At 71.7% G+C, this 23,722-nt stretch carries 23 protein-coding genes; 10 read left to right on the top strand and 13 right to left on the bottom strand.

All coding sequences use genetic code 11. The features are described from left to right. The first annotated feature begins 72 nt into the window (after positions 1 to 72). Entirely contained in the window at positions 73 to 708 is a 636-nt protein-coding gene (locus tag H293_RS0116605; RefSeq protein ID WP_020118986.1) for an MTB12 C-terminal domain-containing protein, read from the top strand. Here H293_RS0116605 and H293_RS0116600 read toward each other — a convergent pair. Further along, complete coding sequence (locus H293_RS0116600) at positions 671 to 1,534, bottom strand: isocitrate lyase/PEP mutase family protein (protein ID WP_020118985.1); 864 nt, start codon at positions 1,532 to 1,534, stop codon at positions 671 to 673. The two genes, H293_RS0116605 and H293_RS0116600, sit on opposite strands and share 38 nt — an antisense overlap. Positions 1,535 to 1,695: 161 nt before the next feature. On the opposite strand from H293_RS0116600, the gene H293_RS0116595 reads away from it, so the two are divergent. The 3 genes from H293_RS0116595 to H293_RS0116585 all read left to right on the top strand — a co-directional run bounded on the left by H293_RS0116595 (position 1,696) and on the right by H293_RS0116585 (position 3,199). Continuing rightward, on the top strand, positions 1,696 to 2,085 hold the full coding sequence (locus H293_RS0116595) for a DUF6153 family protein (protein ID WP_020118984.1): 390 nt from the start codon (positions 1,696 to 1,698) through the stop codon (positions 2,083 to 2,085). A gap of 53 nt (positions 2,086 to 2,138) precedes the next feature. Next, positions 2,139 to 2,762, top strand: a complete 624-nt coding sequence (locus tag H293_RS0116590; protein WP_020118983.1) for a DUF305 domain-containing protein — start codon at positions 2,139 to 2,141, stop codon at positions 2,760 to 2,762. 128 nt (positions 2,763 to 2,890) lie between these two features. Continuing rightward, positions 2,891 to 3,199: a DUF3040 domain-containing protein gene (locus tag H293_RS0116585; RefSeq protein ID WP_020118982.1), complete on the top strand. Its 309-nt coding sequence runs from the start codon at positions 2,891 to 2,893 to the stop codon at positions 3,197 to 3,199. Between the two features lie 3 nt (positions 3,200 to 3,202). On the opposite strand, the gene H293_RS0116580 is transcribed toward H293_RS0116585, so the two are convergent. Next, positions 3,203 to 3,775, bottom strand: a complete 573-nt coding sequence (locus tag H293_RS0116580; protein ID WP_020118981.1) for an HAD-IIIA family hydrolase — start codon at positions 3,773 to 3,775, stop codon at positions 3,203 to 3,205. Between the two features lie 178 nt (positions 3,776 to 3,953). Here H293_RS0116580 and H293_RS0116575 point away from each other — a divergent pair, with 178 nt between their 5' ends. After that, positions 3,954 to 4,385 carry an SRPBCC family protein gene (locus H293_RS0116575; RefSeq protein WP_020118980.1) on the top strand — a complete coding sequence of 144 codons (432 nt, stop codon included), beginning with the start codon at positions 3,954 to 3,956 and terminating at the stop codon, positions 4,383 to 4,385. 112 nt (positions 4,386 to 4,497) lie between these two features. On the opposite strand, the gene H293_RS0116570 is transcribed toward H293_RS0116575, so the two are convergent. From H293_RS0116570 to H293_RS0116550, 5 genes are all read right to left on the bottom strand, one after another. Then, a complete protein-coding gene (locus H293_RS0116570) occupies positions 4,498 to 5,652 on the bottom strand; it encodes an XdhC family protein (protein ID WP_020118979.1) in 1,155 nt (384 codons plus the stop codon). A gap of 73 nt (positions 5,653 to 5,725) precedes the next feature. Continuing rightward, positions 5,726 to 7,183, bottom strand: coding sequence for an NCS2 family permease (locus tag H293_RS0116565; protein ID WP_020118978.1), 1,458 nt, complete (start codon positions 7,181 to 7,183; stop codon positions 5,726 to 5,728). Between the two features lie 144 nt (positions 7,184 to 7,327). Next, positions 7,328 to 9,715 (bottom strand): xanthine dehydrogenase family protein molybdopterin-binding subunit, encoded by a 2,388-nt coding sequence (locus tag H293_RS0116560; RefSeq protein WP_020118977.1) that lies wholly within the window; start codon positions 9,713 to 9,715, stop codon positions 7,328 to 7,330. 1 nt (position 9,716) lies between these two features. Further along, a complete protein-coding gene (locus tag H293_RS0116555) occupies positions 9,717 to 10,286 on the bottom strand; it encodes a (2Fe-2S)-binding protein (protein WP_020118976.1) in 570 nt (189 codons plus the stop codon). Continuing rightward, on the bottom strand, positions 10,286 to 11,176 hold the full coding sequence (locus H293_RS0116550) for an FAD binding domain-containing protein (protein ID WP_020118975.1): 891 nt from the start codon (positions 11,174 to 11,176) through the stop codon (positions 10,286 to 10,288). The genes H293_RS0116555 and H293_RS0116550 overlap by 1 nt, the downstream gene beginning before the upstream one ends. A gap of 344 nt (positions 11,177 to 11,520) precedes the next feature. Between H293_RS0116550 and H293_RS0116545 the strand changes: the two genes are divergently transcribed. Together H293_RS0116545 and H293_RS0116540 are read left to right on the top strand one after the other, a co-directional pair. After that, complete coding sequence (locus H293_RS0116545; protein ID WP_020118974.1) at positions 11,521 to 13,194, top strand: PucR family transcriptional regulator; 1,674 nt, start codon at positions 11,521 to 11,523, stop codon at positions 13,192 to 13,194. Between the two features lie 127 nt (positions 13,195 to 13,321). Then, positions 13,322 to 14,095 carry a hypothetical protein gene (locus tag H293_RS0116540; RefSeq protein WP_028807900.1) on the top strand — a complete coding sequence of 258 codons (774 nt, stop codon included), beginning with the start codon at positions 13,322 to 13,324 and terminating at the stop codon, positions 14,093 to 14,095. Positions 14,096 to 14,233: 138 nt separating this feature from the next. Here H293_RS0116540 and H293_RS0116535 read toward each other — a convergent pair whose 3' ends face one another. Continuing rightward, complete coding sequence (locus H293_RS0116535; protein ID WP_020118972.1) at positions 14,234 to 15,040, bottom strand: GntR family transcriptional regulator; 807 nt, start codon at positions 15,038 to 15,040, stop codon at positions 14,234 to 14,236. A gap of 155 nt (positions 15,041 to 15,195) precedes the next feature. Between H293_RS0116535 and H293_RS0116530 the strand changes: the two genes are divergently transcribed. Next, on the top strand, positions 15,196 to 16,071 hold the full coding sequence (locus tag H293_RS0116530) for a (2Fe-2S)-binding protein (protein WP_020118971.1): 876 nt from the start codon (positions 15,196 to 15,198) through the stop codon (positions 16,069 to 16,071). 315 nt (positions 16,072 to 16,386) lie between these two features. Next, positions 16,387 to 17,427, top strand: a complete 1,041-nt coding sequence (locus H293_RS0116525) for a DUF2637 domain-containing protein (protein WP_020118970.1) — start codon at positions 16,387 to 16,389, stop codon at positions 17,425 to 17,427. A 92-nt stretch (positions 17,428 to 17,519) separates the two neighbouring features. On the opposite strand, the gene H293_RS0116520 is transcribed toward H293_RS0116525, so the two are convergent. From H293_RS0116520 to H293_RS0116510, 3 genes are all read right to left on the bottom strand, one after another. Beyond that, the gene (locus H293_RS0116520; RefSeq protein ID WP_020118969.1) at positions 17,520 to 17,942 is read right to left on the bottom strand and encodes an ATP-binding protein; all 423 of its coding nucleotides are present in this window, start codon (positions 17,940 to 17,942) and stop codon (positions 17,520 to 17,522) included. Positions 17,943 to 18,752: 810 nt separating this feature from the next. Next, the gene (locus H293_RS0116515) at positions 18,753 to 19,220 is read right to left on the bottom strand and encodes a hypothetical protein (RefSeq protein WP_020118968.1); all 468 of its coding nucleotides are present in this window, start codon (positions 19,218 to 19,220) and stop codon (positions 18,753 to 18,755) included. 112 nt (positions 19,221 to 19,332) lie between these two features. Next, entirely contained in the window at positions 19,333 to 19,944 is a 612-nt protein-coding gene (locus tag H293_RS0116510; protein WP_020118967.1) for a hypothetical protein, read from the bottom strand. Between the two features lie 211 nt (positions 19,945 to 20,155). On the opposite strand from H293_RS0116510, the gene H293_RS0116505 reads away from it, so the two are divergent. After that, positions 20,156 to 21,571, top strand: coding sequence for a helix-turn-helix domain-containing protein (locus H293_RS0116505; protein WP_020118966.1), 1,416 nt, complete (start codon positions 20,156 to 20,158; stop codon positions 21,569 to 21,571). Here H293_RS0116505 and H293_RS0116500 read toward each other — a convergent pair. Beyond that, on the bottom strand, positions 21,568 to 21,939 hold the full coding sequence (locus H293_RS0116500; RefSeq protein ID WP_020118965.1) for a bleomycin resistance protein: 372 nt from the start codon (positions 21,937 to 21,939) through the stop codon (positions 21,568 to 21,570). The two genes, H293_RS0116505 and H293_RS0116500, sit on opposite strands and share 4 nt — an antisense overlap. Positions 21,940 to 21,966: 27 nt before the next feature. Then, entirely contained in the window at positions 21,967 to 23,709 is a 1,743-nt protein-coding gene (locus H293_RS0116495) for a pyruvate dehydrogenase (protein WP_020118964.1), read from the bottom strand. Positions 23,710 to 23,722 lie beyond the last annotated feature (13 nt).

Raw genomic sequence — 23,722 nt, 5'->3', positions numbered from 1 at the left:
TCCCCGGCGCCCTGGATGAATCCCGCGCCTCCGGGTAGGCCAGCCCCACGGCGTACCCGGAGATGGAGTGCCATGACCTGCGCGAACTCCCCTGCACGGCACGGGACCTGGGCGGTGGCCCTGACTGTCGCCGCCCTCGTCCTGACCGGAGCCTGCGGCGACGGCGACGGCGGTGACGAGGGCGCCTCCCGTACGGGCCGGCCTTCCGTCACCGGCTCCCCGGGCCCGACCACGGCCGGCGGCTCCCCCTCGCTCTCCGCCTCCCCGACACCGACCGCGACCGCGCCCTCGGACCCCGACCAGGCGGAGCGGGACATCCGGGAGGCGTGGACGGTCCTGTTCGACCCGAAGTCCTCCCTGGACCAGCGCACTGACGTCGTCGAGGACGGCGACGAGAACGCCCTGATGATCGACAACCTCTTCCGCGACCCGAGCGGCAGCAAGCTGCGCGCCGAGGTGACCTCCCTGGCGTACACCTCGGACGTGCGGGCCGAGGTGGCCTACGACCTCACGCGCGAGGGCCGCCGGCTGGACACCGGCGGCCCGGGGGCGGCCGTACTCCAGGAGGGCGGTTGGAAGGTCGCCCTGCGTACGGTCTGCGCGCTGACGCGGCACGCCGAGGACGCCCCGGAGGCGCCGAGCTGTGCGTCGGCGTCCGCCGGCCCCGCCGCTAGCCCCGCCTCCAGCCCTGCCGGAACAGGTCGTTGAGCTCGGTCGGGGAGAGCTGGTCGGCGGCGTACGAGAAGGTGCCCAGGTCGGCCAGCTCCCGTGCCGCGTCGAGCACACGGCGGTACATCGCACGGGCGATGCTGCCCCCGACCGTGACCCGCCGGACGCCGAGTGCGCGCAGGTCGTCGAGGGAGAGCGCGTTGCCGGTCAGGCCCATGACCACGTTGAGCGGGCCGTCGATCTCGCGGACCAGCCTGCCGATGGTCTCGGCGTCGGCGGCGCCCGGCACGAACGCGCAGTCGGCACCGGCCTCCAGATAGGCGTTGGCCCGCCGCACCGCCTCGTCGAGCGTGCCGCCCACCAGGAGCGCGTCGGTGCGGCCGACCAGGACGAAGGGCTCCCCGTCGGCCGCCAGGGTCTCGCGGGCGGCCCGGACCCGCTCGACGGAGAGCTTGTGGTCGTACAGCGGACGGGTGCGGTCGCCGGTGAAATCCTCGATGTTGCCGCCCGCGGCTCCGGCGGCGAGGGTTTTCGCGACGGTGTCCGCGACGGTCTCGGGCGACTCGCCGTATCCGTCCTCCAGGTCCGCGCTCAGCGGTACGGCGAGCCCGCCCGCGATCTCGCGGACCCGGCCCAGCATGGTCTCGCGGTCGACGCGGTCCTCGGGCGGCTGTTCGGCGAAGAAGTCGTGGTCGGGCCGTCCGAGCGAGAACGCGACGCCCGCGCTCGTGGTCGCCACGGCCGGGAACCCGGCCGCCTCCAGGATCCGGGCGCTGCCCACGTCCCACGCGTTGGGGAGCAGGAAGCAGCCCTCCCGGTGCAGGTCGGCGAAGCGCTGTGCCTTGGCTCGGCTGTCGGTGTCCACACGGTCCTTCCCGGCCCGCCGCCCCTCGACGGACTCCCGGAGAACGTACGCCGGAGGGACCCGCGCCCGTGCGCACTGAACAGAGGGCGGCGCCGGGACGTACCCAGGACGGACGGCGTCGATGCACGGCCGTGACACAGCCCCCCTCTAGGATGAGCCCGATGACCAGCTCCGAGCAGCCCAGCGCGCGTCCGCCCCTGTGGCGGGCGCTGCTCGTGCTGGGGCTGCTCGTGGGGGTGCTGGGCATGCACGCCCTGGCGCCCGGTGGCGGCATGGGTGGGCACGAGGGCAGGTCCCCGCACATGGCGACGGCGGCCGCTGTCGTCGTCGACACCGTCTGTCACGACGGCTGCGGCTCGGGCCATCTCCACCACGCCGACGCGACCTGTACGTCGGGGGCCGTGAGCGGTGGGCCCGTCCTGCCCGCGCTCGTTCCCGATCCGTCGGGAAGCACCCCGGGCACGGTCGACCTGTGCGCCCAGACGGCCGCGGCCCAGGAAGGTGCCCGCGCCCCGCCCTCCCTCGCGGAACTCCAGCTCCTGCGGATCTAGACACGGCGTGTTCCGCCACGTCCAGATCCCTTTCACCGCAACGGAGTTCCAGCATGCGCAGTACCCGTACCGTGATCCGCCGTGCCTGTCTCGCGGCGGTCGCCCTGAGCGCCGCCCTCACCCTCACCGCCTGCGGCGGCGACAGCGACGACAGCGGCTCGGCCGCCTCGTCGCCGTCGGTGTCCGCCGCCGAGACCTCGGCCGGCACCCACAACGCCCAGGACGTCTCCTTCGCCCAGGGCATGATCCCGCACCACCAGCAGGCCGTGGAGATGGCCGGCCTGGCCGCCGACCGGGCCTCCTCGCCCGAGGTCAAGGACCTCGCCGCCCGGATCGAGAAGGCCCAGGGGCCGGAGATCGAGACCATGAGCGGCTGGCTGAGGACCTGGGGCAAGAAGGTCCCCGAGGCGATGCCCGGCATGGACCACTCGGCGCACTCCGGCATGGCCGGGATGATGGACAGCGCCGACATGGAGAAGCTGGGGAAGGCGTCCGGCAAGGACTTCGACTCCATGTTCCTGACCATGATGGTCGAGCACCACGAGGGTGCCGTCGAGATGGCCGGCACCGAGAAGGCCAAGGGCGAGGACCAGGCCGCCACGGCCATGGCCGGTGACATCGTCACCACGCAGAAGGCCGAGATCAGCGAGATGAAGAAGCTCCTCGGCGAGAACTGACCCGTCCGCGTGCCGCCCCGGTGCCCGCGCCGCCGTCCGGCGCGGGCACCGGGGCCGTCACCGGACGGTTCGCGGGTCCTTCTCCGGGCACTAGGAGAAGGGACTCTGCGGATTCACGAGGAGCGACAGTGACGACAGGGCGACTCCCCGATCACGAACAGCGCATCCTGGACGAGTTGGAACGCGCCCTGCGCCGCGACCGCCGGCTGGCCCGCCGGATGCGTTCAAGCCGGCCGCGCCGACGGCCGGACCTCACCCGGGTGACCCACTACCGGCCGCACGTCCTGACCGTGAGCCTGCTGCTCGCGATGTCGACCGGACTCATGGTGACGGGCATCGTCACCTCGCGGCCCGCGGTGATCTGGGCCTTCGCGGCCATATGGCCACTGGCCCTGTTCGCGGTGTTCCGACTCCTGTGCCGCTGGACCCATCCCTGAGCCTCACGCCTCGTCGTTCTCGAAGGCCGACTCGATCGGCCGCTCGTCGACCAGGACCCGCCCCCGCGGCGGCCCGGCGAGCAGCGCGCGTACGGCGGTCAGGACGTCCGGCGCCACATGATCGGCCCGTGCCGTCTCCTCCGGCCGGGTCCGCTCGTCCGGTACGAGGATCCCGTGGGCGCCCACCCGGGCCGCGGCCTCGGCGTCCGCGGCGGTGCCGACGACCGCGCAGTCGGCCGGCGCGGTGCACACCCGGCCCGCCGCCCACAGGATCAGGCCCGGTTCGGGCGGACGGCAGTGGCAGCCGTCGTCGGGCCCGTGCGGGCACACTCCCCAGATGTCGAAGGGGCCGAGCAGTTCGTCGACGCGGTGGTTGACGGCCCGCACGTCGGCATCGCTGAGCGGCCCGTGTCCGATGCCCGGTTGCAGGGCCATGAACCCGGTGCGGACGCCGTGCAGGCGCAGCATGCCGAGCGCCTCACCGGCACCCGGCGCGGGGCGCACCCGGTCGGGGCCGGGCGAGTCTCCGGCAAGGATGCTGTCGCGGTCGAACAGCACCGTACGCACGCGCGTCATGCGGCCACCTCCCGCTCTCACGGCACTTCTTCCCCTCGGCGAGTAACCGTGTGAAGCCGGACCATGCGGCGGCCTGTCCTGCGGTTCGCTGCCCCCAGGGCCCGTCCGGGCGGCCGCCGTACGGTCGCGCGCCCCATGAGATCCACTCTGAGCAGGACTGATTCCCTAAGATCAGCTCGTGGTCACCTTCCTCCTCGAACGTACGGCCCCGCTCTCCCCGGACGAGGCCTGGCGCCGCCTCACGGCGTGGCCCCGCCACGGCGAGGTCGTCCCCCTGACGCGCGTCACCGTCGTGCCGCCGGGGCCGACGGCCGAGGGCACGCTCGTCGTCGCCCGTTCGGGGATCGGCCCGCTCGGCTTCGACGACCCCATGGAGGTCACGGTCTGGCGCCCGCCGGCGGAGGGCGTCTCCGGCCTGTGCCGTCTGGAGAAGCGCGGCCGGGTGGTGCGGGGCTGGGCCGAACTGGAGGTGCACCCGGGCCCGGGTGGCCGGGCCCGCGTGATCTGGCGGGAGACCCTGCGCTTCCCCCTCGTCCCCGAACGCCTGCTTGGCGTGGCCGCCCGGTCGGTGTTCGGGCGGGCCCTGAACCGGCTGCTGCGGGGATCGTGACCGGCCTGCAACAGTGGGCGCCATGACGGCAGTTGACGGTACGACCGTGCGGGTGAACGAGGTCGAGGAGCTCGCGCGCGTTCGCCGGGCCGGACCAGCCCCAGGTGTCCGCTCAGGCCACCGACCCGATCCGCCGGGCCGCTGCCGACGTCCCGTCGTGATGGATCGGTGTGTGCGCGCCGGTGAGGGAGACCCCGCTGCCGCCCCGCCGGGCCGCCACGATCTCCGCGGCGATCGACAGGGCCGTCTCCTCGGGCGTACGGGCGCCGAGGTCAAGGCCGATGGGTGACCGCAGCCGCGCCAACTCCATTTCGGTCACGCCGACTTCGCGGAGGCGTTCGTTGCGGTCGAGGTGGGTGCGGCGGGAGCCCATGGCGCCCACGTAGGCGACCGGGAGCCGGAGGGCCAGGCGCAGCAGGGGGACGTCGAACTTGGCGTCGTGGGTGAGGACGCACAGGACTGTCCGGGCGTCGACCTCGGTGCGCTCCAGGTACGTGTGCGGCCACTCGACGACTATCTCGTCGGCCTCCGGGAAGCGTGCCTCGGTCGCGAAGACGGGCCGCGCGTCGCACACGGTGACCCGGTAACCGAGGAACGTGCCGACCCGCACCAGGGCCGACGCGAAGTCGATCGCGCCGAAGACGATCATCCGGGGCGGTGGCACGGAGGACTCGACGAGCACGGTGAGCGGGGCGCCGCAGAGCGAGCCCTGTTCACCGATCTCCAGGGTGCCGGTGCGGCCCGCGTCCAGGAAGGCGCCGGCCTCGGCGGCGACCGTGCGGTCCAGCTCGGGATGGGCGCCGAAGCCGCCGTGGCCCGAGGGGCCCTCGGGTCGTACGACGAGTGCGCGGCCGACGAGTTCGCCCGGTCCGGAGACGATCCGCGCCAGCGCCGCCGCCTGTCCCTTCGCGGCGGCTTCCAGGGCGGCCGTGATCACCGTACGGACGGGGTCGCCGGCCCGGACCGGGGTGACGAGGATGTCGATGACGCCGCCGCAGGTCAGGCCGACGGCGAAAGCGTCCTCGTCGCTGTAGCCGAAGCGTTCGAGGGCCGACTCGCCGTCCTCCAGCGCCTGTTGGCACATGTCGTAGACCGCCCCCTCCACGCAGCCGCCGGAGACCGAGCCGATCGCCGTGCCGTCGGCGTCCACCGCGAGGGCGGCACCCGGCCGGCGGGGCGCGCTGCCGCCGACGGCCACCACGGTGGCCACGGCGAAGTCACGTCCCTGCTCGACCCACCGGTGCAGCTCTTCGGCGATGTCCAGCATGTCTCGGTCTCCTTCACAGCGGTTGCGTACAGCGGTTGCGTACAGCGGTTGCGCAAGGGGGCGTTCAAGCGTGCTAGTGCACGCCCATCCAGCTCTCGATGGGGTTGAGGGCGTAGTACACCAGGAAGATCACCGTCAGTCCCCACATGAAGGCGCCGATCTCGCGCGCCTTGCCCTGGGCGACCTTGATCGCGACGTACGAGATGACGCCCGCGGCGACGCCCGCGGTGATCGAGTAGGTGAACGGCATGATCACGACGGTCAGGAAGACCGGGATCGCGGTGGCGCGGTCGGCCCAGTCGACGTGGCGGGCGTTCATCATCATCATGGCACCGATCACCACGAGGGCGGCGGCCGCGACCTCGCCCGGCACGATCGCCGTGAGCGGGGTGAAGAAGAGACAGGCAGCGAAGAACAGGCCGGTGACCACGGAGGACAGCCCGGTGCGGGCGCCCTCGCCCACACCCGTCGCCGACTCGACGAACACGGTCTGGCCGGAGGCGCCGGCCACCCCGCCGATCGCGCCGCCCGCGCCGTCGATGAACAGGGCCTTGGACAGGCCCGGCATCCGGCCCTGCGCGTCGGCCAGCTTCGCCTCGGTGCCGACGCCGATGATGGTGGCCATCGCGTCGAAGAACCCGGCGAGCACCAGTGTGAACACGATCATGCCGACCGTCATCGCACCGACCTCGCCCCAGCCGCCGAACTCCACCTTCCCGAAGATCGAGAAGTCCGGCATGGAGACCGCGCTGCCGTGCAGTTCGGGAGCGCCGCTCGCCCACTGCTTCGGGGCGATGGCCCCGGCAGCGTTGAGGAGGACGGCCAGTACGGTCCCGCCGAGGATGCCGATCAGGATCGCGCCGGGAACACCGCGTGCCTGGAGCATGAAGATGGCGAGGAGGGTGACGGCGAACAACAGGACGGGCCAGCCCGCGAGTTCGCCCGTGGGGCCGAGGGTCACCGGGGTGGCCTTGCCCTGGTGGACGAAGCCGGCCTTGTAGAAGCCGATCAGGGCGACAAAGAGGCCGATGCCCATGGTGATCGCGTGCTTGAGGGCCAGCGGGATCGCGTTCATGATCATCTCGCGCAGGCCGGTGACGACCAGCAGCATGATGACCACGCCGTACATCACGCACATGCCCATGGCCTGCGGCCAGGTCATCACGGGCACGACCTGCGAGGACAGCACGCCGGAGACGGAGAGGCCGGCGGCGAGCGCGAGGGGCACCTTGCCGAAGAAACCCATCAGCAGCGTGGTGAGGGCCGCCGCGAACGCGGTCGCGGTGATGAGCGCCTTCTGGCCGAGCGTGTCCCCCGCCGCGTCCTTGCCGGACAGGATCAGGGGGTTGAGCAGGAGGATGTACGCCATCGCCATGAAGGTGGTGACGCCGCCGCGCAGTTCACGCGCGACCGTGGATCCCCGCTTGGATATGTGGAAGTACCGGTCGAGCCAGGACCTGCCTGCCGGGACGCGGGTGCCTTCTCCCGCGTCGTCGGCCGTGGTCCTGGGTTGAAGGGACTGCTGGGTCATGGTGCCGTCTCCCAAGGTTCACAGGGGCACCCGTGCAACCGCCTTGTCGGTCACGGGATTTGGGATGTGCACGACCCGGGGGACGGCCCAGGACGGACAGTTGGGGGCCGGGGGACGAGGTCCCCCGGGTGACTCACCGGTTGATCAGGTGCCGGTCAGGTGTTCCGGCCGCACCGGTGTGCGGTTGAGCTCCAGCCCCGTCGCGTTGCGGATCGCCGCGAGGACGGCCGGGGTCGAGGACAGGGTGGGTGCCTCGCCGATGCCGCGCAGCCCGTACGGCGCGTGGTCGTCGGCGAGTTCGAGCACGTCGACGGGGATGGTCGGCGTGTCGAGGATCGTGGGGATCAGGTAGTCCGTGAAGGAGGGGTTCCTGACCTTCGCCGTCACGGGGTCGACGATGATCTCCTCCATCACCGCCACCCCCAGGCCCTGGACGGTGCCGCCCTGGATCTGGCCGATGACGGACAGCGGGTTGAGCGCCTTGCCGACGTCCTGCGCGCAGGCCAGTTCGATGACCTTGACCAGGCCGAGCTCGGTGTCGACCTCCACGACCGCACGGTGGGCGGCGAAGGAGTACTGGACGTGTCCGAAGCCCTGCCCGGTGCGCAGGTCGAAGGCCTCGGTCGGCCGGTGCCGCCACTCGGCCTCGACCTCGACGGACTCGCCCTCCAGCACGTCGGCCAGGTCCGCGAGGACCTCGCCGCCGTCGGTGACGATCTTGCCGCCCTCCAGGAGCAGTTCGGCGGTGGCCCAGGCGGGGTGGTAGGAGCCGAACTTGCGGCGCCCGAGCTCCAGGACCTTCTCCCGGACGAGCTCGCAGGAGTTCTTCACGGCGCCGCCGGTGACGTACGTCTGACGGGAGGCCGAGGTCGAACCCGCCGAGCCCACCTGCGTGTCCGCGGGGTGGATGGTCACCTGGGTGACACCGAGCTCGGTGCGGGCGATCTGCGCGTGGACGGTGACCCCGCCCTGGCCGACCTCCGCCATGGCGGTGTGCACGGTGGCGACGGGCTCACCGCCGACCACCTCCATGCGCACGCGCGCGGTCGAGTAGTCGTCGAAGCCCTCGGAGAAGCCGACGTTCTTGATGCCGACCGCGTAGCCGATACCGCGGACGACGCCTTCGCCGTGGGTGGTGTTGGACAGACCGCCCGGCAGCTGCCGTACGTCGGCCTCCTCGCCGGCCGCGAGCCACTGCTGCTCCGGGGGAAGCGGCATCGCCTTGACGCGGCGCAGGAGTTCGGCGACGGGGGCCGGGGAGTCGACGGGCTGGCCGGTCGGCATGATCGTGCCCTGTTCCATGGCGTTCAGCTGCCGGAACTCCACCCGGTCCATGCCCAGCGCGTCGGCCAGTTTGTCCATCTGGGCCTCGTAGGCGAAGCACGCCTGGACCGCGCCGAAGCCGCGCATCGCGCCGCAGGGCGGGTTGTTGGTGTAGAGGGCGATGGCCTCGATGTCCACGTCGTCGACGACGTACGGGCCGATCGACAGCGAGGAGGCGTTGCCGACCACGGCCGGGGAGGCGGAGGCGTACGCGCCGCCGTCCAGCACGATCCGGCACTTCACGTGGGTCAACTTGCCCTCGCGGGTGGCCCCGTGCTCGTAGTACAGCTTGGCGGGGTGCCGGTGGACGTGCCCGAAGAAGGACTCGAAGCGGTTGTAGACGATCTTGACGGGCTGGCCGGTGCGCAGCGCCAGCAGGCAGGCGTGGATCTGCATCGACAGGTCCTCGCGGCCGCCGAAGGCCCCGCCGACGCCGGACAGCGTCATGCGCACCTTGCGCTCGGGCAGGCCGAGGACGGGCGCGATCTGCCGCAGGTCGGAGTGCAGCCACTGGGTGGCGATGTAGAGGTGGACGCCACCGTCCTCGTCCGGCACGGCGAGACCCGACTCGGGGCCGAGGAACGCCTGGTCCTGCATGCCGAAGGTGTACTCGCCCTTGACGACGAAGTCGGCGCGCCCCGCGGCCTGTCGCGCGTCGCCGCGGACGATCGGCTGCCGGTGCACGATGTTCGGGTGCGGGACGTGCCCGATGTGGTGGTCGTCGCGGTTCTCGTGGACGAGGACCGCGTCGGGGGCGGTCGCGGAGGCCTCGTCGGTGATGACGGGCAGCTCGCGGTACTCGACCTTGATCTTGGCGGCCGCGCGGCGGGCGGTCTCCGGGTGGTCGGCGGCGACGATCGCGACCGGCTCGCCATGGTGACGGACCTTGCCGTGGGCGAGGACGGGGGTGTCCTGGATCTCCAGACCGTAGTGCTTCACCTCGGTCGGCAGGTCGTCGTACGTCATGACCGCGTACACGCCCGGCAGGGCCAGGGCCTCGCTGGTGTCGATGGAGACGATCTCGGCGTGCGCGACGGTCGAGCGGAGGATCTGACCCCAGAGCATGTCCTCGTGCCACATGTCGGACGAGTACGCGAACTCGCCGGTGACCTTGAGGGTGCCGTCCGGACGGAGCGTGGACTCGCCGATGCCGCCCTTGGTCTGCGAACCCTGGGTGATCTTGGTGGGGGTGCCGTTGGGAGTCGACATGTCAGACCGCCTCTCCCTGCCGGGCGGCCGCGAGGCGGACCGCGTCCATGATCTTCTCGTAGCCGGTGCAGCGGCACAGGTTGCCCGACAGCGCCTCGCGGATGTCCGCGTCGCTCGGGTTCGGGTTGCGTTCCAGCATCTCGTCGGCGGCGACCAGCAGCCCTGGCGTGCAGAAGCCGCACTGGACGGCACCGGCGTCGATGAACGCCTGCTGGATCGGCGCGAGTTCGGAGCCCTCACCGGTCTGCGAGTCGTGCCCCTTGGCGGCCCAGTCCTGGGCCTCCTGGAGCGAGGTCCCGCGCGAGGAACCGCAGGAGCGGTGCTTCGCGTAGTCGGCGAGCCCCTCGACGGTCACCACTTCGCGGCCCTCGGCCTGCCCGGCGGCGACCAGGCACGAGCACACCGGGACGCCGTCGAGGCGCACCGTGCAGGACCCGCACTCGCCCTGCTCGCAGGCGTTCTTCGAGCCGGGCAGCCCCAGCCGCTCGCGCAGCACGTACAGCAGGGACTCGCCCTCCCACACGTCGTCGGCTTCCTGCGGACGTCCGTTGACAGTGAAGTTGACGCGCATTACGCAGCTCCCTCCGTGGTGGCGGCGGTGCCGCGGTACGACTCCCAGGCCCAGGTCAGCGTGCGGCGGGCCATGATGCCGACCGCGTGGCGGCGGTAGCTCGCCGTGCCTCGGACGTCGTCGATCGGGTTGCAGGAGGCGGCGCACAGGTCCGCGAACTGCTTGGCGGCCGAAGGGGTGATGATCTTGCCGCTGTCCCAGAAGCCGCCCTCGTCCAGGGCCGCGTTCAGAAATTCCTCGGCGGCCTTGGCCCGAACGGGCGTGGGAGCCGCGGACCCGATTCCCGTCCGCACGGTCCGCGTCCCGGGGTGCAGCGCGAGCCCGAAGGCGCACACCGCGATGACCATGGCGTTGCGGGTGCCGACCTTGGAGTACTGCTGGGGCCCGTCGGCCTTCTTGATGTGCACGGCGCGGATGAGCTCGTCGGCCGCCAGCGCGTTGCGCTTCACGCCGGTGTAGAACGCGTCGATCGGGATGAGCCGCGATCCGCGCACCGACTCGACCTCGACCTCGGCGCCGGCCGCGAGGAGGGCGGGGTGGGCGTCGCCGGCCGGGGAGGCGGTGCCGAGGTTGCCGCCGACGCCGCCGCGGTTGCGGATCTGCGGGGAGGCCACGGTGTGCGAGGCGAGGGCCAGGCCGGGGAGCTCGCCGCGCAGGCTCTCCATGATCCGGGTGTAGGGCACGGAGGCGCCGAGCCGCACGGTGTCCTCGCCGACCTCCCACTCGGTGAGGTCACCGACGCGGTTCAGGTCGAGCAGGTACTCGGGCCGCCGATGGTCGAAGTTGATCTCGACCATCACGTCGGTGCCGCCCGCGATGGGCACAGCGGTGGGGTGCTCGGCCTTGGCGGCGAGCGCCTCCTCCCAGCTGGCGGGGCGAAGGAAGTCCATGACCGGCTCTCTTCTTCGTCTTGAGGGTCGTACGGATCGAGCCAGATCGGGTGCGGCGGGCCCGGCTCGTTCATGTGGTGTTCACGTGGAGTGGAGCCAGTACACAGCGGTGTACTCCGACGGGGTCAGTCACGGAAACCATGAAGGAGTTGGCTGGTCGGGACCGTCATCTTGTAGATTCGTATGAACGGCTGCGCTCAGCAACCTCCGTGTTTTCCTTTGGAAACATCCGATACAGCCCACGTGACCTGGGACACAGCCCCGGAGGCGGCAGCAGCCGCTCCCCACCCCACCGGACCCCTTCTCCATCGTAGATTTCGAGACAAAGAACGGCGGCGACGAGAATGCGGCTGCGCGCACTGCTGGACACCGACGCGCTGGGCCTGCGGCTGCTCGGCGGCGAGGACGAACTGGACCGCACCGTGCGCGGTGTGATGACCACGGACCTGCGCGACCCCAGCCGCTACCTCTCCGGCGGGGAACTGGTCCTGACGGGCCTCGCCTGGCGCCGGGACGCCGCCGACTCGGAGCCTTTCGTACGACTCCTGGTACAGGCCGGAGTAGCGGCGCTGGCGGCCGGCGAGGCGGAGCTGGGCGATGTCCCGGAGGACCTGGTCGTCGCCTGCGCCCGGCATCGCCTGCCCCTGTTCGCGGTGCACGAGTCGGTGGCCTTCGCGACGATCACCGAGCATGTCGTACGGCAGGTCTCGGGCGAACGCGCGGGTGACCTGGCGGCCGTGGTGGACCGCCACCGCCGCATGATGACCTCGGGCCCGGCGGGCGGCGGCCCGGACGTGGTCCTCGACCTCCTCGGCTCGGACCTGGACCTGCGCGCCTGGGTCCTCTCCCCGACCGGGCGCCTGATCGCGGGCCCGAAGGTGGCGGGCCCCGGCCTGCCCGCGGACACCTGCGCGAAGCTGGCGGCCGAGCACCTGGCAGCGGCCCGCACCGGCCGCCGCGGCCCCCACAGAGTCACGCTCGGCTCGTCGGCGTACTCCCTCTTCCCGGTCCGCAGCAGCGGCCGCTCCTCCCAGGCCTCCAGGGACGTACGCGAGTCCGTCCTGTCCGACTGGCTGCTGGCGGTGGAGGCGGACGCCGGTGACTGGCCGGAGGAGCGCCTGGACCTCCTCCAGGGCGTCACCCAGCTGATCGCGGTCGAGCGGGACCGCAGGGACGCGGCCCGCACGGTCCGCCGCCGGCTGGCCCAGGAGGTCCTGGAACTGGTCCAGACAGGAGCGGCACCCGCCGAGATCGCCGCCCGCCTGCGGGTCGCCGCCCCGGTCCTCCTCCCCGGCCTCGGCGCGGCCCCCCACTGGCAGGTCGTGGTGGCGAGGGTCGAATGGCAGGACGGCGAGCTGGAGGGCGGCCCGATGGCGCAGTCCCTCCTGGAGGAGATCCTGGTGGACCCCCTGGCGACCGGCCCCGAACCGTCCGACCGCATAGCGGTGGTCCACACCGGCGACGAGGCGATCGCGCTCGTCCCCCTCCCCGCGGTCCCGACCGAGCACGACGGCTCGGAGCCGGGCATCCTGGCGGAAGCGCTGCTGGAGTCGGTCCGGGACCCCCTGTCGGCCGGACTGGACGACGACGGCAGGGTCACCCTGGGCGTCAGTGCGTCGGTGCACTCGGCGGAGGGCCTGCGCGGCGCGCTGGAGGAGGCCCGCCACGCCCGCAGAGTGGCGGCGGCCCGCGCAGGCCGCGTCTGCGCGGCAGGCCACCAGGAGCTGGCCTCCCACGTCCTGCTGCTGCCCTTCGTGCCGGACGACGTACGCCGCGCCTTCACGGCCCGGCTGCTCGACCCGCTCCGGGACTACGACCGCCGCCACCGGGCCGAGTTGATCCCCACCCTGGAGGCCTTCCTGGACTGCGACGGCTCCTGGACCCGCTGCGCGACCCGCCTCCACCTGCACGTCAACACGCTGCGCTACCGCGTCGGGCGGATCGAGCAGTTGACGAGCCGCGACCTGTCACGCCTCGAGGACAAGCTGGATTTCTTCCTGGCACTGCGGATGAGCTGAATCCTGCGGGGCCCCGGACTCCCTCGACTTTGTGAATTCCTTCACCCACCCCCTTGGCCAGGCCCGTCGTTTCGTGCTGAGATGCCGCCACCACTCAAAGCTCGACGGCGCGCTCGGGGAGGGCAACGTGGCGCATACCGCCATGTCTGGTAACGGAACGACCGCCGGTGACGATCCACTCCAGACCGCGGTATGGCGGCTGCGCTCCCGGGCCTGCTGGGCCGACGCGGCCGCCCTGCTCCAACCGGTCACCGCACCGGCGGCCCTGCAGAGAGCGGCCCTGCTGGTGGAACGCTGCCTGTACACGGAGCAGGGCTGGCCGGAGGCGGAGGACGCGCTGCGCACCGCCGAGGCGTTGGCCCACAGCGACGGCGAACGGGGGGCGGCCGCTTGTGAACGAGGGCAACTCGCGTACGCCTCGACGCTCCACGGGGTCCGTGACCGCGCGGACGAGGCGAGGGCCGCGCTGGGCCGGGCGGCGGCGCTGATCGCTCCGGGGGCGCGGGGAAGGGCCCTGCTGGACTTCCGCCGGGGCCTGCTGGCGGAGAACCTGGCCCAGGCCCCCCAGGCGGCCCGAGCAGCCTACCGCCGCGCCCACGCGGGCGCCACGGCCCACTCCGACCCCCTGCTGCTGTCCTTCACCTGGCGCCACCTCGCCGGACTGGCCCTGCGGGAGGGCGAGTTGGCCGAGGCGCGGCACGGCTTCGCCGAATCGCTGCGGATCCGCGAGGAGTTGGGCTACCTGGTGGGCACGGCGCCGGCGCTCGCCTCGCTGGCGGACGCGGAGGTGGAGCCGGAGGCGTCCCGGCTGCGCGAGGAGGCGCGGCGGTTGTACCAGCTGCTGGGGGGCGTACCCACGTGGCTGGCACGGCAGTTGACACCCCCGGCGGCTACGGCCTGAGTCGGGTGCCTGAGGGGTGCCACAGGATGCCGACGGCGGCTGCGGGTGAGCGGGGGGCTGGTCGCGCAGTTCCCCGCGCCCCTGGGCTTCGCAGTGACCCTGCGCCACGATGGACTGAGCGCCGCAGGCGTCCGTCCCTCAGGACCCGCCGGCGAAATGCCCGCCCACCAGTGCCCGCACCACATCCAGATCCCGCGCGATCAACGCGTCCAGCAGCGCCGTGTGCTCCGCCGCGTCCGCGATCAGGTCCGCCCGTCCCCGTGCGGCCGACCCGCCCACCAGCGGCCACTGCGACCGTCGGTGCAAGTCCTCCGAGATCTGCACCAGTTGCTCGTTCCCCGACAGCAGCAGCACCGCGCGGTGAAAGGCCCGGTCGGCCTTCGCGTACGTGGCCCGGCACCCCGAGGACGCGGCCCGTACGGTCGCCTCCGCCATCGGCCGCAACTCCGCCCAGCGCTCCACCGGCACACTCCGCGCCAGCCGCAGCACCACCGGCACCTCGATCAGCGCCCGCACCTCGGCCAGCTCGGCCAGCTCGCGAGCCCCCCGCTCGACGACCCGGAACCCGCGGTTGGGAACGACCTCGACGGCGCCCTCCAGCGCGAGTTGCTGCATGGCCTCCCGCACGGGTGTCGCCGACACCCCGAACTGTTCTCCCAGCGCGGGCGCCGAGTACACCTCTCCGGGCCGCAACTCCCCCGCGAGCAACGCGGTACGCAGGGCGTCGAGGATCTGGCCCCGCACCGAGGCCCGCTGCACGACCGGCCGGGGAATCGGCACCTCACTGTGGGTGTGTTCGCCCCGGACCCCGGAACCCGCCTCGACCCGGGCCCGCGCCACGTCGGAGGCCCGCAGCTGCGGCGGCACCCGGACCGACCCCGCGTCCCGGTCCGCGGCCCGCTCCGCACCCCCCGTCCCGGCGAAGCCCTGCGCACCCTGCTTCACGGGCCCTCCTCCGGACGTGTCAGTACTTGGGGTCATTAACGGCAGGTTGTTACTCACCCGTCAAGCACCTTAGGCGCAGAACGCTCCAGTTCAAATCCTGGACAACTTGGTAAGGTTAGGCTTACCTCCAGTCGACTGCGAATCGGTGGACCCGCATGCCCACACCGCTGCCCGCCCCCCGTTCGGCCCCTGCCGTTCGTTCGGCCGTCACCGCCGCCTACGCGCGTCTGACCGAGGCCCTCCCGGTGCTGACGGTCACGGAGCTGCCCGAGGACACCCCACTCCCGGCCGGCGACGGCTGGGTCACCGCCGCCGCCCTCGCGGAGAACGCGACCGCCCTGGACGCCTTCCTCGCCTGGGATGACGAGCAGGTCCTCAGGGACAACGCCAGGAAGGGGCGCCCGGACGTGATCGCCGGCTTCGGTCTGCACCGCTACGCCTGGCCGGCCTGCCTCCTCTTCACGGCACCGTGGTTCCTGCACCGCAGGGTCCCCCGCTACCCCGTGACACACGTCTCCTACGACCGCACCCGGGGCCCGATGGCCCTCGCGGTCCACCCGGGCCGCTTCGCCTGCCTCCCGGACGACCCGGCGGCAATGCTGCCGGGTGCGTACACGGTCCCCGACGAGGAGTCCCTGCGCGCCGAGCTGCGGGACGCGGTCGCCGAGCACATGGGGCCGCTGCTGGGCGCCTTCGGGCCGCGCATGCGCCGCCGGGGCCGGGCCCTGTGGGGCATGGTGACCGACGAGATCGTCGAGGGGATCTGGTACGCCGCCGGGCTCCTCGACGAGCACGAGAAGCACCGGGCCGAACATGCCCTGGAGCTGCTGCTGCCCGGGACGACGAAGCCGTACGTCGGCTCGCCGGCCTTCCGCGTGCTGACCGGTCCGGACGGCGGGTCCCTGCTCACCCGGGACCGGGTGAGCTGCTGCATGTACTACACACTGGCTCCGGACGACACCTGCGCGACCTGCCCGCGCACCTGCGACACGGACCGGATCGCCAAGCTCACGGCGGCCGCGGCGAGTTGAGGGACCCTCAGGGGACCCCCTGGTGCGGACTCCGTTTCCGCGTCCCGTAAGATCAACGCCGACTGAGACGCCCGTTCGGTTACAGGCAATTCACAACTTCCTCACTTGTCGCAGGAACTTTCCGTGGAACCACCCGTGCGGGTAGTCTTATTCGAACTCAACTCCCGCCCCTCAAGCGGCAGTTCGAGCAAAACGCTGCCGTGGGCAATCCCTTGCACCTCCTTGGCGGCCTCTTGCCCCGAAACCCCCTGAGGGCCGACGGGTGTGGGCCACTATGGCGGGCGTTACGCCCTATCCCAATGCAAGGGACCCCAGATGAGACTGACCGACATATCGCTGAACTGGTTGCTTCCGGGCGCCGTACTGCTCCTGGGCATGCTGGCGGCGGTGGCGGTGCTCGCGCGGAGCAAGCGGTCCGGCGGGGAGCACGCGAAAGACGACTCGTGGGAGCGCAGCGAGGAGCGCCGCAGGCGCAAGGAAGCCATATACGGCACCGCCTCCTACGTCCTCCTGTTCTGCTGTGCGGCGGTTGCCGCCGCCCTCTCCTTCCATGGTCTGGTGGGCTTCGGCCAGGAGAACCTCGGCCTCTCCAACGGCTGGGAGTACCTGGTCCCGTTCGGCCTGGACGGCGCGGCCATGTTCTGCTCCGTCCTCGCTGTGCGCGAGGCCAGCCACGGTGACGCCGCGCTCGGCTCCCGGATACTGGTGTGGACGTTCGCGGGCGCCGCGGCCTGGTTCAACTGGGTGCACGCGCCCAGGGGTTTCGGTCACGACGGCGCGCCCCAGTTCTTCTCCGGCATGTCCCTCTCGGCCGCCGTCCTGTTCGACCGCGCGCTGAAGCAGACCCGCCGGGCCGCGCTGCGCGAGCAGGGTCTGGTGCCGCGTCCGCTGCCCCAGATCCGCATCGTCCGCTGGCTGAGGGCGCCGCGTGAGACGTACAAGGCCTGGTCGCTGATGCTGCTGGAGAACGTGCGCAGCCTCGACGAGGCGGTCGACGAGGTCCGCGAGGACCAGCGTCAGAAGGAGGCGGCCCGCCTCATGCGCCGCGACAAGGAGCGCGTGGAGCGGGCGCAGCTCAAGGCGATCAGCCGGGGTCACCGCGGCTTCGTCGGGCGGGGCGGCGGGCGCCAGTTGGAGCAGCAGCAGCCGCAGGCCGCCCTGGAGCGGGCTTCCGCGGAGCCTGCGATATCCAGCCCGGAGCCGCTGCCGGTGCGCCAGCGTCCCTCTCTCCAGCCCGTCCGCGGGGCTTCCGAGTCGAGCTCGGTGGATCTCACCGCGGAGGACGACACAATGGCCCTGCCGCGTCTCGACTCGCTGGAGCGCAAACTCAAGGATCTTGAGCAGCAGTTCGGCTGAGGCGAAGGCCGAGGCCTGAAGGGCGCGGCCGAAAGGCCGGAGCACCACGGGAAGGGGGCGTGACCGACGCGGTCACGCCCCCTTCCCGTGGTTCACGCCGCTCCGGCGTCGAGTTCGAACCAGACGGACTTGCCCACGCCATGTGCCCGTACGCCCCAGGCGTCCGCGAGGGACTGCACCAGGGCGAGGCCTCTGCCGTGCGTGTGGTCGTCGGCGTTCGCCACCCGCACCCGGGGTATGCGGGCGACGAAGTCCCGCACCTCCACCCGCAGGGCCCGCGGCCCGACCGTGGCGGTGACGACCGCGTCGTGGTCGGTGTGCACGAGCGCGTTGGTGACGAGCTCGCTGGTGAGCAGTTCCGCTATCTCGGATCGCCCGGGCCTCCCCCAATGACGTAACAACTCGCGCAAGGCCCTGCGTGTCTCGGGTACGGCCCCCAGGTCCGCCCGCTCCAGTCTGCGCCGGAGCTGAGGCGACTGCGCCTGCTCCAGGGCGCTGTCGGCGTTCTCCTCCATGGTCTGTGCCGAGAAGGCCCCTACTGCCGTGGGACCGCCTCCTCGTGCCTGCCTCTTCATGACCCCCGCCCGCGTGCCGATGTCGGTTTCCCTCCTGCTCGAACACGTTCACGGGGATCCATGCCCCGTAGTTCATGCGCCAGTCATGTCGAATCGTCAACGACCAGGTGTTCGGCCACGTTTGCGGGGGCGACCACGGCCGTGCCGACGGAGCGGACGGATCCCCGACGGCGCCCCGCGAACCCCCGCGTACGACGGCGCGGTTGCCGAGGAGAGGCCCCCCGCGGCGGTCCGCACGGGGCGTCTGCCACACGGTGCCTGTGCCGCTGGTCCCCTCCGGATGGCATGTGCCCCGCGCTCCGCTGTCCGCCTGCCGGACGCCACGGGTGGCGCGCGAGCCCTTCACGAGCGGAAAGGCCCGGGGAAAGCACCTGTTCGGCGGGGTGGGTCCCGAGGTCCGGGAGGAGTGGGCTGACCAGGCCCGGCAGGCGGCGACCGGCCCCGGACGCACCCGTGCCCGGCCCGGCCGCCGGGTGAGGAGCCTGCCGTACGACGGCACGCGCGCCCCTGAACGACGTGCGCCCCCGCCGCCGGCACCCGAGGATCGGGGTCCGGCGGCGGGGGGGGTGAGCCGGTGCACGAGTTCCCCTCGGGCGGCCTCCGGTCCCACGGTGCCGTGGGGCTCCCGGCCCACCTGGCTCCGGGACGCCGGGATCGCCCGGCATGGGCCGATCTGCCGACTCCGCGCTGCCGACCTCGTCGTATACGGCGAAGAGGTGGGGCAGCAGGGAAACTGGCCGGAATCCGCCGCTACTTGCTGCCGACTCCCTTGGCGCCGATGTGGAGGATCTTGTGGCTGTCGCGGGTCATGTCGACCACGAGGGTGCTGGTCTGGCCGACGCTCCAGGTGAGGGTGACGACGGCCTCGGTGCGGGCGGCGGTGGAGCCGTTGTCGGTGACCTTCCACGCCAGGGGCACGTTCTGGGCGCGCAGGACGCCGTCGGCGTGCTCCTTCTCCTCCCAGGCGTTCAGCTCCTTCTGGAAGGCGGGCGTGAGGTAGTGGGCGCGGAGGGCGTCCCTGAGGTCGCCGCTGCCCTCGTCGGTCACCGCGTCGATGTAGGCGCCGTAGAAGTCGGCGATGCGCGTGATGTTGTCGGAGGGCTTTCCGCTGACGCTGCGCGGTGCTCCGGCGGAGGCCTGGGCCGTGACGCCGAGCCCGATGGCCAGGGCGAGGCCGAGGGCCAGGGTGGTGCGGCGGGTCGCCTTGGTCGTGTTCATCGCTGTTCCCCGTTTTCTGTTCGGTTCCTGCTGCTGGTCAGGTGTTGCTGCTGCTCATGCGGTCCGTGCGGGGCCGCCCGCCCGACCCCCGTGCGGGAGGGCGGCCCCGGCTTCAGTGGAGCTTGTTCACCGCGGTGGCGGTCGTCTTCTTGAAGGCCTTGACCGGGGCGTCGGCGAAGTCGCCCATCTGGGACCACTCCACGACGGTGACGGTCCGGTCGTCCCGGCCCACGGACAGCAGGCGGATGTCGGTGGCGCCGTACGAGTACTCCGTGTGCAGCCCGTGCACCCGGGCGCCCTCCTCGACCGCGACCTTGCCGTAGTCCTTGTACGTCGCGTCGAGCTCCGGGTCGCCCTGTTCGAGGCGGTCCGCGCAGGTGCGGATCTCCTTGTTCATGCGGGTGGCGAGGGCCGCGGCCTTGGTCTTGGTGCCGACCTCGATCGTCAGCTGGCGGGCGCTGGTGTCCAGGTCGGTGCGGAAGTCGCGGTACCGGGAGTCGTAGCCCGGCAGCGCGTCCTTCAGGCAGAGGAGCAGTTCGTCCGGTACGCCGTCGGTGACCTTGCCCGCCGTCCACGTGGACGAGGGGTGCGGGGGGAGGTCGGCGGCCGAGAGGAACTTGGGCGCGGCCGGCGCGGCCCCGGCCTGCACCGCGAGGGTGACGCCGAGCATGAGGCCGGTGAGAGAGAGTACGGTGAGCCCGCCTGCTCGACTGTGCTTGGGCATGAGTGTCCCCCGTGAGATACGTACAGGAATGTGGGATGCCACGACGACGCCGGATGGTCGGTCCGGCCCGGTCGGTGTGACACCAGAAGCATCAGCGGTCACACGGGGCGGACGCAACAAGGGACACCGGATCCGTCGGCATGGAACCATCCCAGGCCGTCTGACGTGCAGGTATAGGGAGTGCCTGGGATGCGGGATCTAGGGGGAATCGTTGTCGGCACCTGAACCACAGGACGATGTCCAGGAGTTCGCGGCCCTGCTGCGGCGTCTGAAGGAGCGCACGGACCGCAGCTACGGCTCGCTCGCCCGGCGGCTGGGCATGAACACCTCGACCCTGCACCGGTACTGCGCGGGGGACGCCGTACCGGTCGACTTCGCGCCGGTGGAGCGGTTCGCCGCCCTGTGCGGGGCGTCGGCCGAGGAGCGGATGGACCTGCACCGGCTGTGGCTGTCGGCGGTGGCGGCGAGACAGCGGCCTCGGACTGCGGAGGCGTCGGAGGCGTCGGGGTCGTCTGGGTCGTCCGAGGCTTTCGTCGTGCCGGCGGGAGCTGTGGAAGATCCTCGCGCGGACGCAGCCGGTGGGCCGGACTCGGAGAGCGCGTACGAGGGAGAGGGACCGGACGACAGCGAGAGTGCGGGTGAGCCGGACACCGTGCGGGTGTCGGGGTCGGCTCCCCCGCCCCGCCCCTGGTACCGGCGTCGGCGTCTCCTCGTCACCGCGGCCGCCGTCGTGGCCGCTCTCGCCACTCTGGGCAGTCTGTCGGCGCTGCCGTCCGGCGGTCCCGCCTCGGACAAGGTGGCCCAGGCTCCTGATCCGTCGTCCCGGACGACCGCGTCGGGCCTGCCCGGCCGTTCCGGATCGCCGTCACCGAGTCCCTCCGCCGCCTCCGCCTCTCCCTCGGCCAAGATCACCGGAACACGGCCCTCCGTTTCGGCGTCCCACGGCCGCGGCACCTCGAAGGAGGGCGCGGGGGCCGGGCAGCGGGGGACCTCCGTCGGCACTCCCCTGACCTGGAGCGCGAACTCCCAGATCTGGGAGGGAAGCTGCGGTCACGACTACGTCATCGACAAGCCGCCCTCCCAGGTGCCCCCGCCCCCGCTCGTGCAGGACGCCGGCATCTGGGCGGCGACGCAGGGCGCGATCCACGGGCGGGAGACGAAGGTGCAGATCACCGTGCAGGGACGGTCGTCCACGGCCGTCGTCCTGGAGGCGCTCCGCGTCCGGATCACCGGCCGCGGCTCCCCGGCACCCGGTACCGCGTACGCCATGGACCAGGGCTGCGGCGGCGGGATCACCCCGCGCGGCTTCGACGTGAACCTGGACATCGACCGGCCCGTCGCCCACGCGGTCGCCGGCAACGAGACCGGACAGACCGTCCCCGCGGTGCAGTTCCCCTACCGGGTCTCCGCCACGGACCCGGAGGTGCTGCTGGTCACCGCGACGACGCAGACGTACGACTGCAACTGGTACCTCGAACTCGACTGGTCCTCGCAGGGCCGCACCGGCACGGTCCGCATCGACGACCACGGCCGCCCGTTCCGCACGAGCAGCATCAAGGGCCTGACGCGTCTCTGGTACGGCACGAACAGCGCCGGTGAGCGGGCGTGGGTGCCGTCCGGCACCTAGGGCCTGTCTGGCGCGGACCCCACTCGGTGAGCCGTGCCGTCGGCGTCCACGTAGGTGAACTCCCGTAGCCCGTAAGGCGTGTCGGCCGGCTCGCCGAAACGGCCCTCGACGCCGGAGGCCACCCACTCGGCATGGACGGCGTCGGCGTCGCTCACGTAGAGGTAGACGACGGCTCCGGTACGCAGCGGGTCGTGCTCGGACCACTCGCTGAGGTGGATCGAGACCGACCCCCGCTCGACGAAGCCGTACCGCTGCGGACCGTCGTAGGCACGCGCGGTGAAGCCCAGCCGGCGGTACCGCTCCAGGGCCGCGTCGAGGTTGAGGACCGGGATGACGGGCGCGACATCGGTGAAGGCGATTTCCGGCATGCGGCCAGTCTGGCAGCCACTGGCTCCTCAGGGCCGTGGCACGTTGCGGAGGTTGGAGCGGGCCATCTGGAGCATCCGGCCGACTCCGCCATCCAAGACGATCTTCGAGGCGGAGAGCGCGAAGCCCGTGACCATCTCGGCGCTGATCTTCGGCGGGATGGACAGGGCGTTGGGGTCGGTGACGATGTCGACGAGGGCGGGCCCCTTGTGCTTGAACGCCGACTTCAGGGCGCCTGCGAGGTCCTTGGGCTTCTCGACACGCACGCCGTAGGCGCCACAGGCCTGAGCCACGGCCGCGAAGTCGGGGTTCTTGTTGGTGGTGCCGTAGGAGGGCAGGCCGGCGACCAGCATCTCCAACTCGACCATGCCGAGCGAGGAGTTGTTGAAGAGGACGACCTTCACGGGGAGGTCGTACTGCACGAGGGTCAGGAAGTCGCCCATCAGCATGGAGAACCCGCCGTCCCCGGACATCGACACGACCTGTCGCTTCCGGTCGGTGAACTGCGCCCCGATCGCCATGGGCAACGCGTTCGCCATGGACCCGTGCGAGAACGAACCGATCACGCGGCGGCGGCCGTTGGGCGAGATGTAGCGGGCGGCCCATACGTTGCACATGCCGGTGTCGACGGTGAACACCGCGTCGTCGTCGGCGAGTTCGTCCAGTACGGAGGCCACGTACTCGGGATGGATCGGGACGTGCTTGTCGACCTTGCGGGTGTACGCCTTGACGACCCCTTCGAGCGCGTCGGTGTGCTTCTTGAGCATCTTGTCCAGGAAGCGCCGGTTCGTCTTCTCCTTCACCCGGGGCGTCAGACAGCGCAGGGTCTCCTTCACATCACCCCACACGGCGAGGTCGAGCTTGGAGCGGCGGCCCAAGTGCTCGGGACGCACGTCGACTTGGACGATCTTGACGTCGTCGGGGAGGAAGGCGTTGTACGGGAAGTCGGTGCCGAGCAGGATCAGCAGGTCGCACTCGTGGGTGGCCTCGTAGGCGGCGCCGTAGCCGAGCAGGCCGCTCATGCCGACGTCGAAGGGGTTGTCGTACTGGATCCACTCCTTGCCCCTGAGAGCGTGCCCCACGGGGGACTTGACCTTCTCCGCGAACTCCATGACCTCGGCGTGCGCGCCCGCGGTGCCGCTGCCGCAGAACAGGGTGATCCTGTCGGCCTTGTCGATCATCTCGACGAGCTTGTCGACCTCGGCGTCGCCGGGGCGGACGCTGGGCCGGGAGGTGACGAGGGCGGTCTCGGCGGCCTTCTCGGGGGCGGGCTGGTCGGCGATGTCCCCGGGCAGGGAGACGACGCTGACGCCGGAGCGGCCGACGGCGTTCTGGATGGCGGTCTGCAGCAGCCTCGGCATCTGCTTCGGGTTGGAGATCAGCTCGCTGTAGTGGCTGCACTCGCGGAAGAGCTGGTCGGGGTGGGTCTCCTGGAAGAAGCCGAGGCCGATCTCGCTGGAGGGGATGTGCGAGGCGAGGGCGAGAACCGGGGCCATGGAGCGGTGGGCGTCGTAGAGCCCGTTGATGAGGTGCAGGTTGCCGGGCCCGCAGGAACCGGCGCAGGCGGCCAGCTTTCCGGTGATCTGGGCCTCGGCGCCCGCGGCGAAGGCGGCGGTCTCCTCGTGCCGTACATGCACCCAGTCGATGCCGGCGGTGCGGCGGACCGCGTCCACGACCGGGTTGAGGCTGTCGCCGACGACGCCGTAGAGGCGTTTCACCCCGGCCTTGACGAGGATGTCCACGAACTGTTCGGCGACGTTCTGTTTGGCCATGGATCCATGCACC

Origin of the sequence: Streptomyces canus 299MFChir4.1, from assembly GCF_000383615.1 — a bacterium.
GTDB lineage: Bacteria > Actinomycetota > Actinomycetes > Streptomycetales > Streptomycetaceae > Streptomyces > Streptomyces canus_C.
Note: the sequence above shows the minus strand (reverse complement) of the source record. Positions and strands in the feature narration are given on the sequence as shown.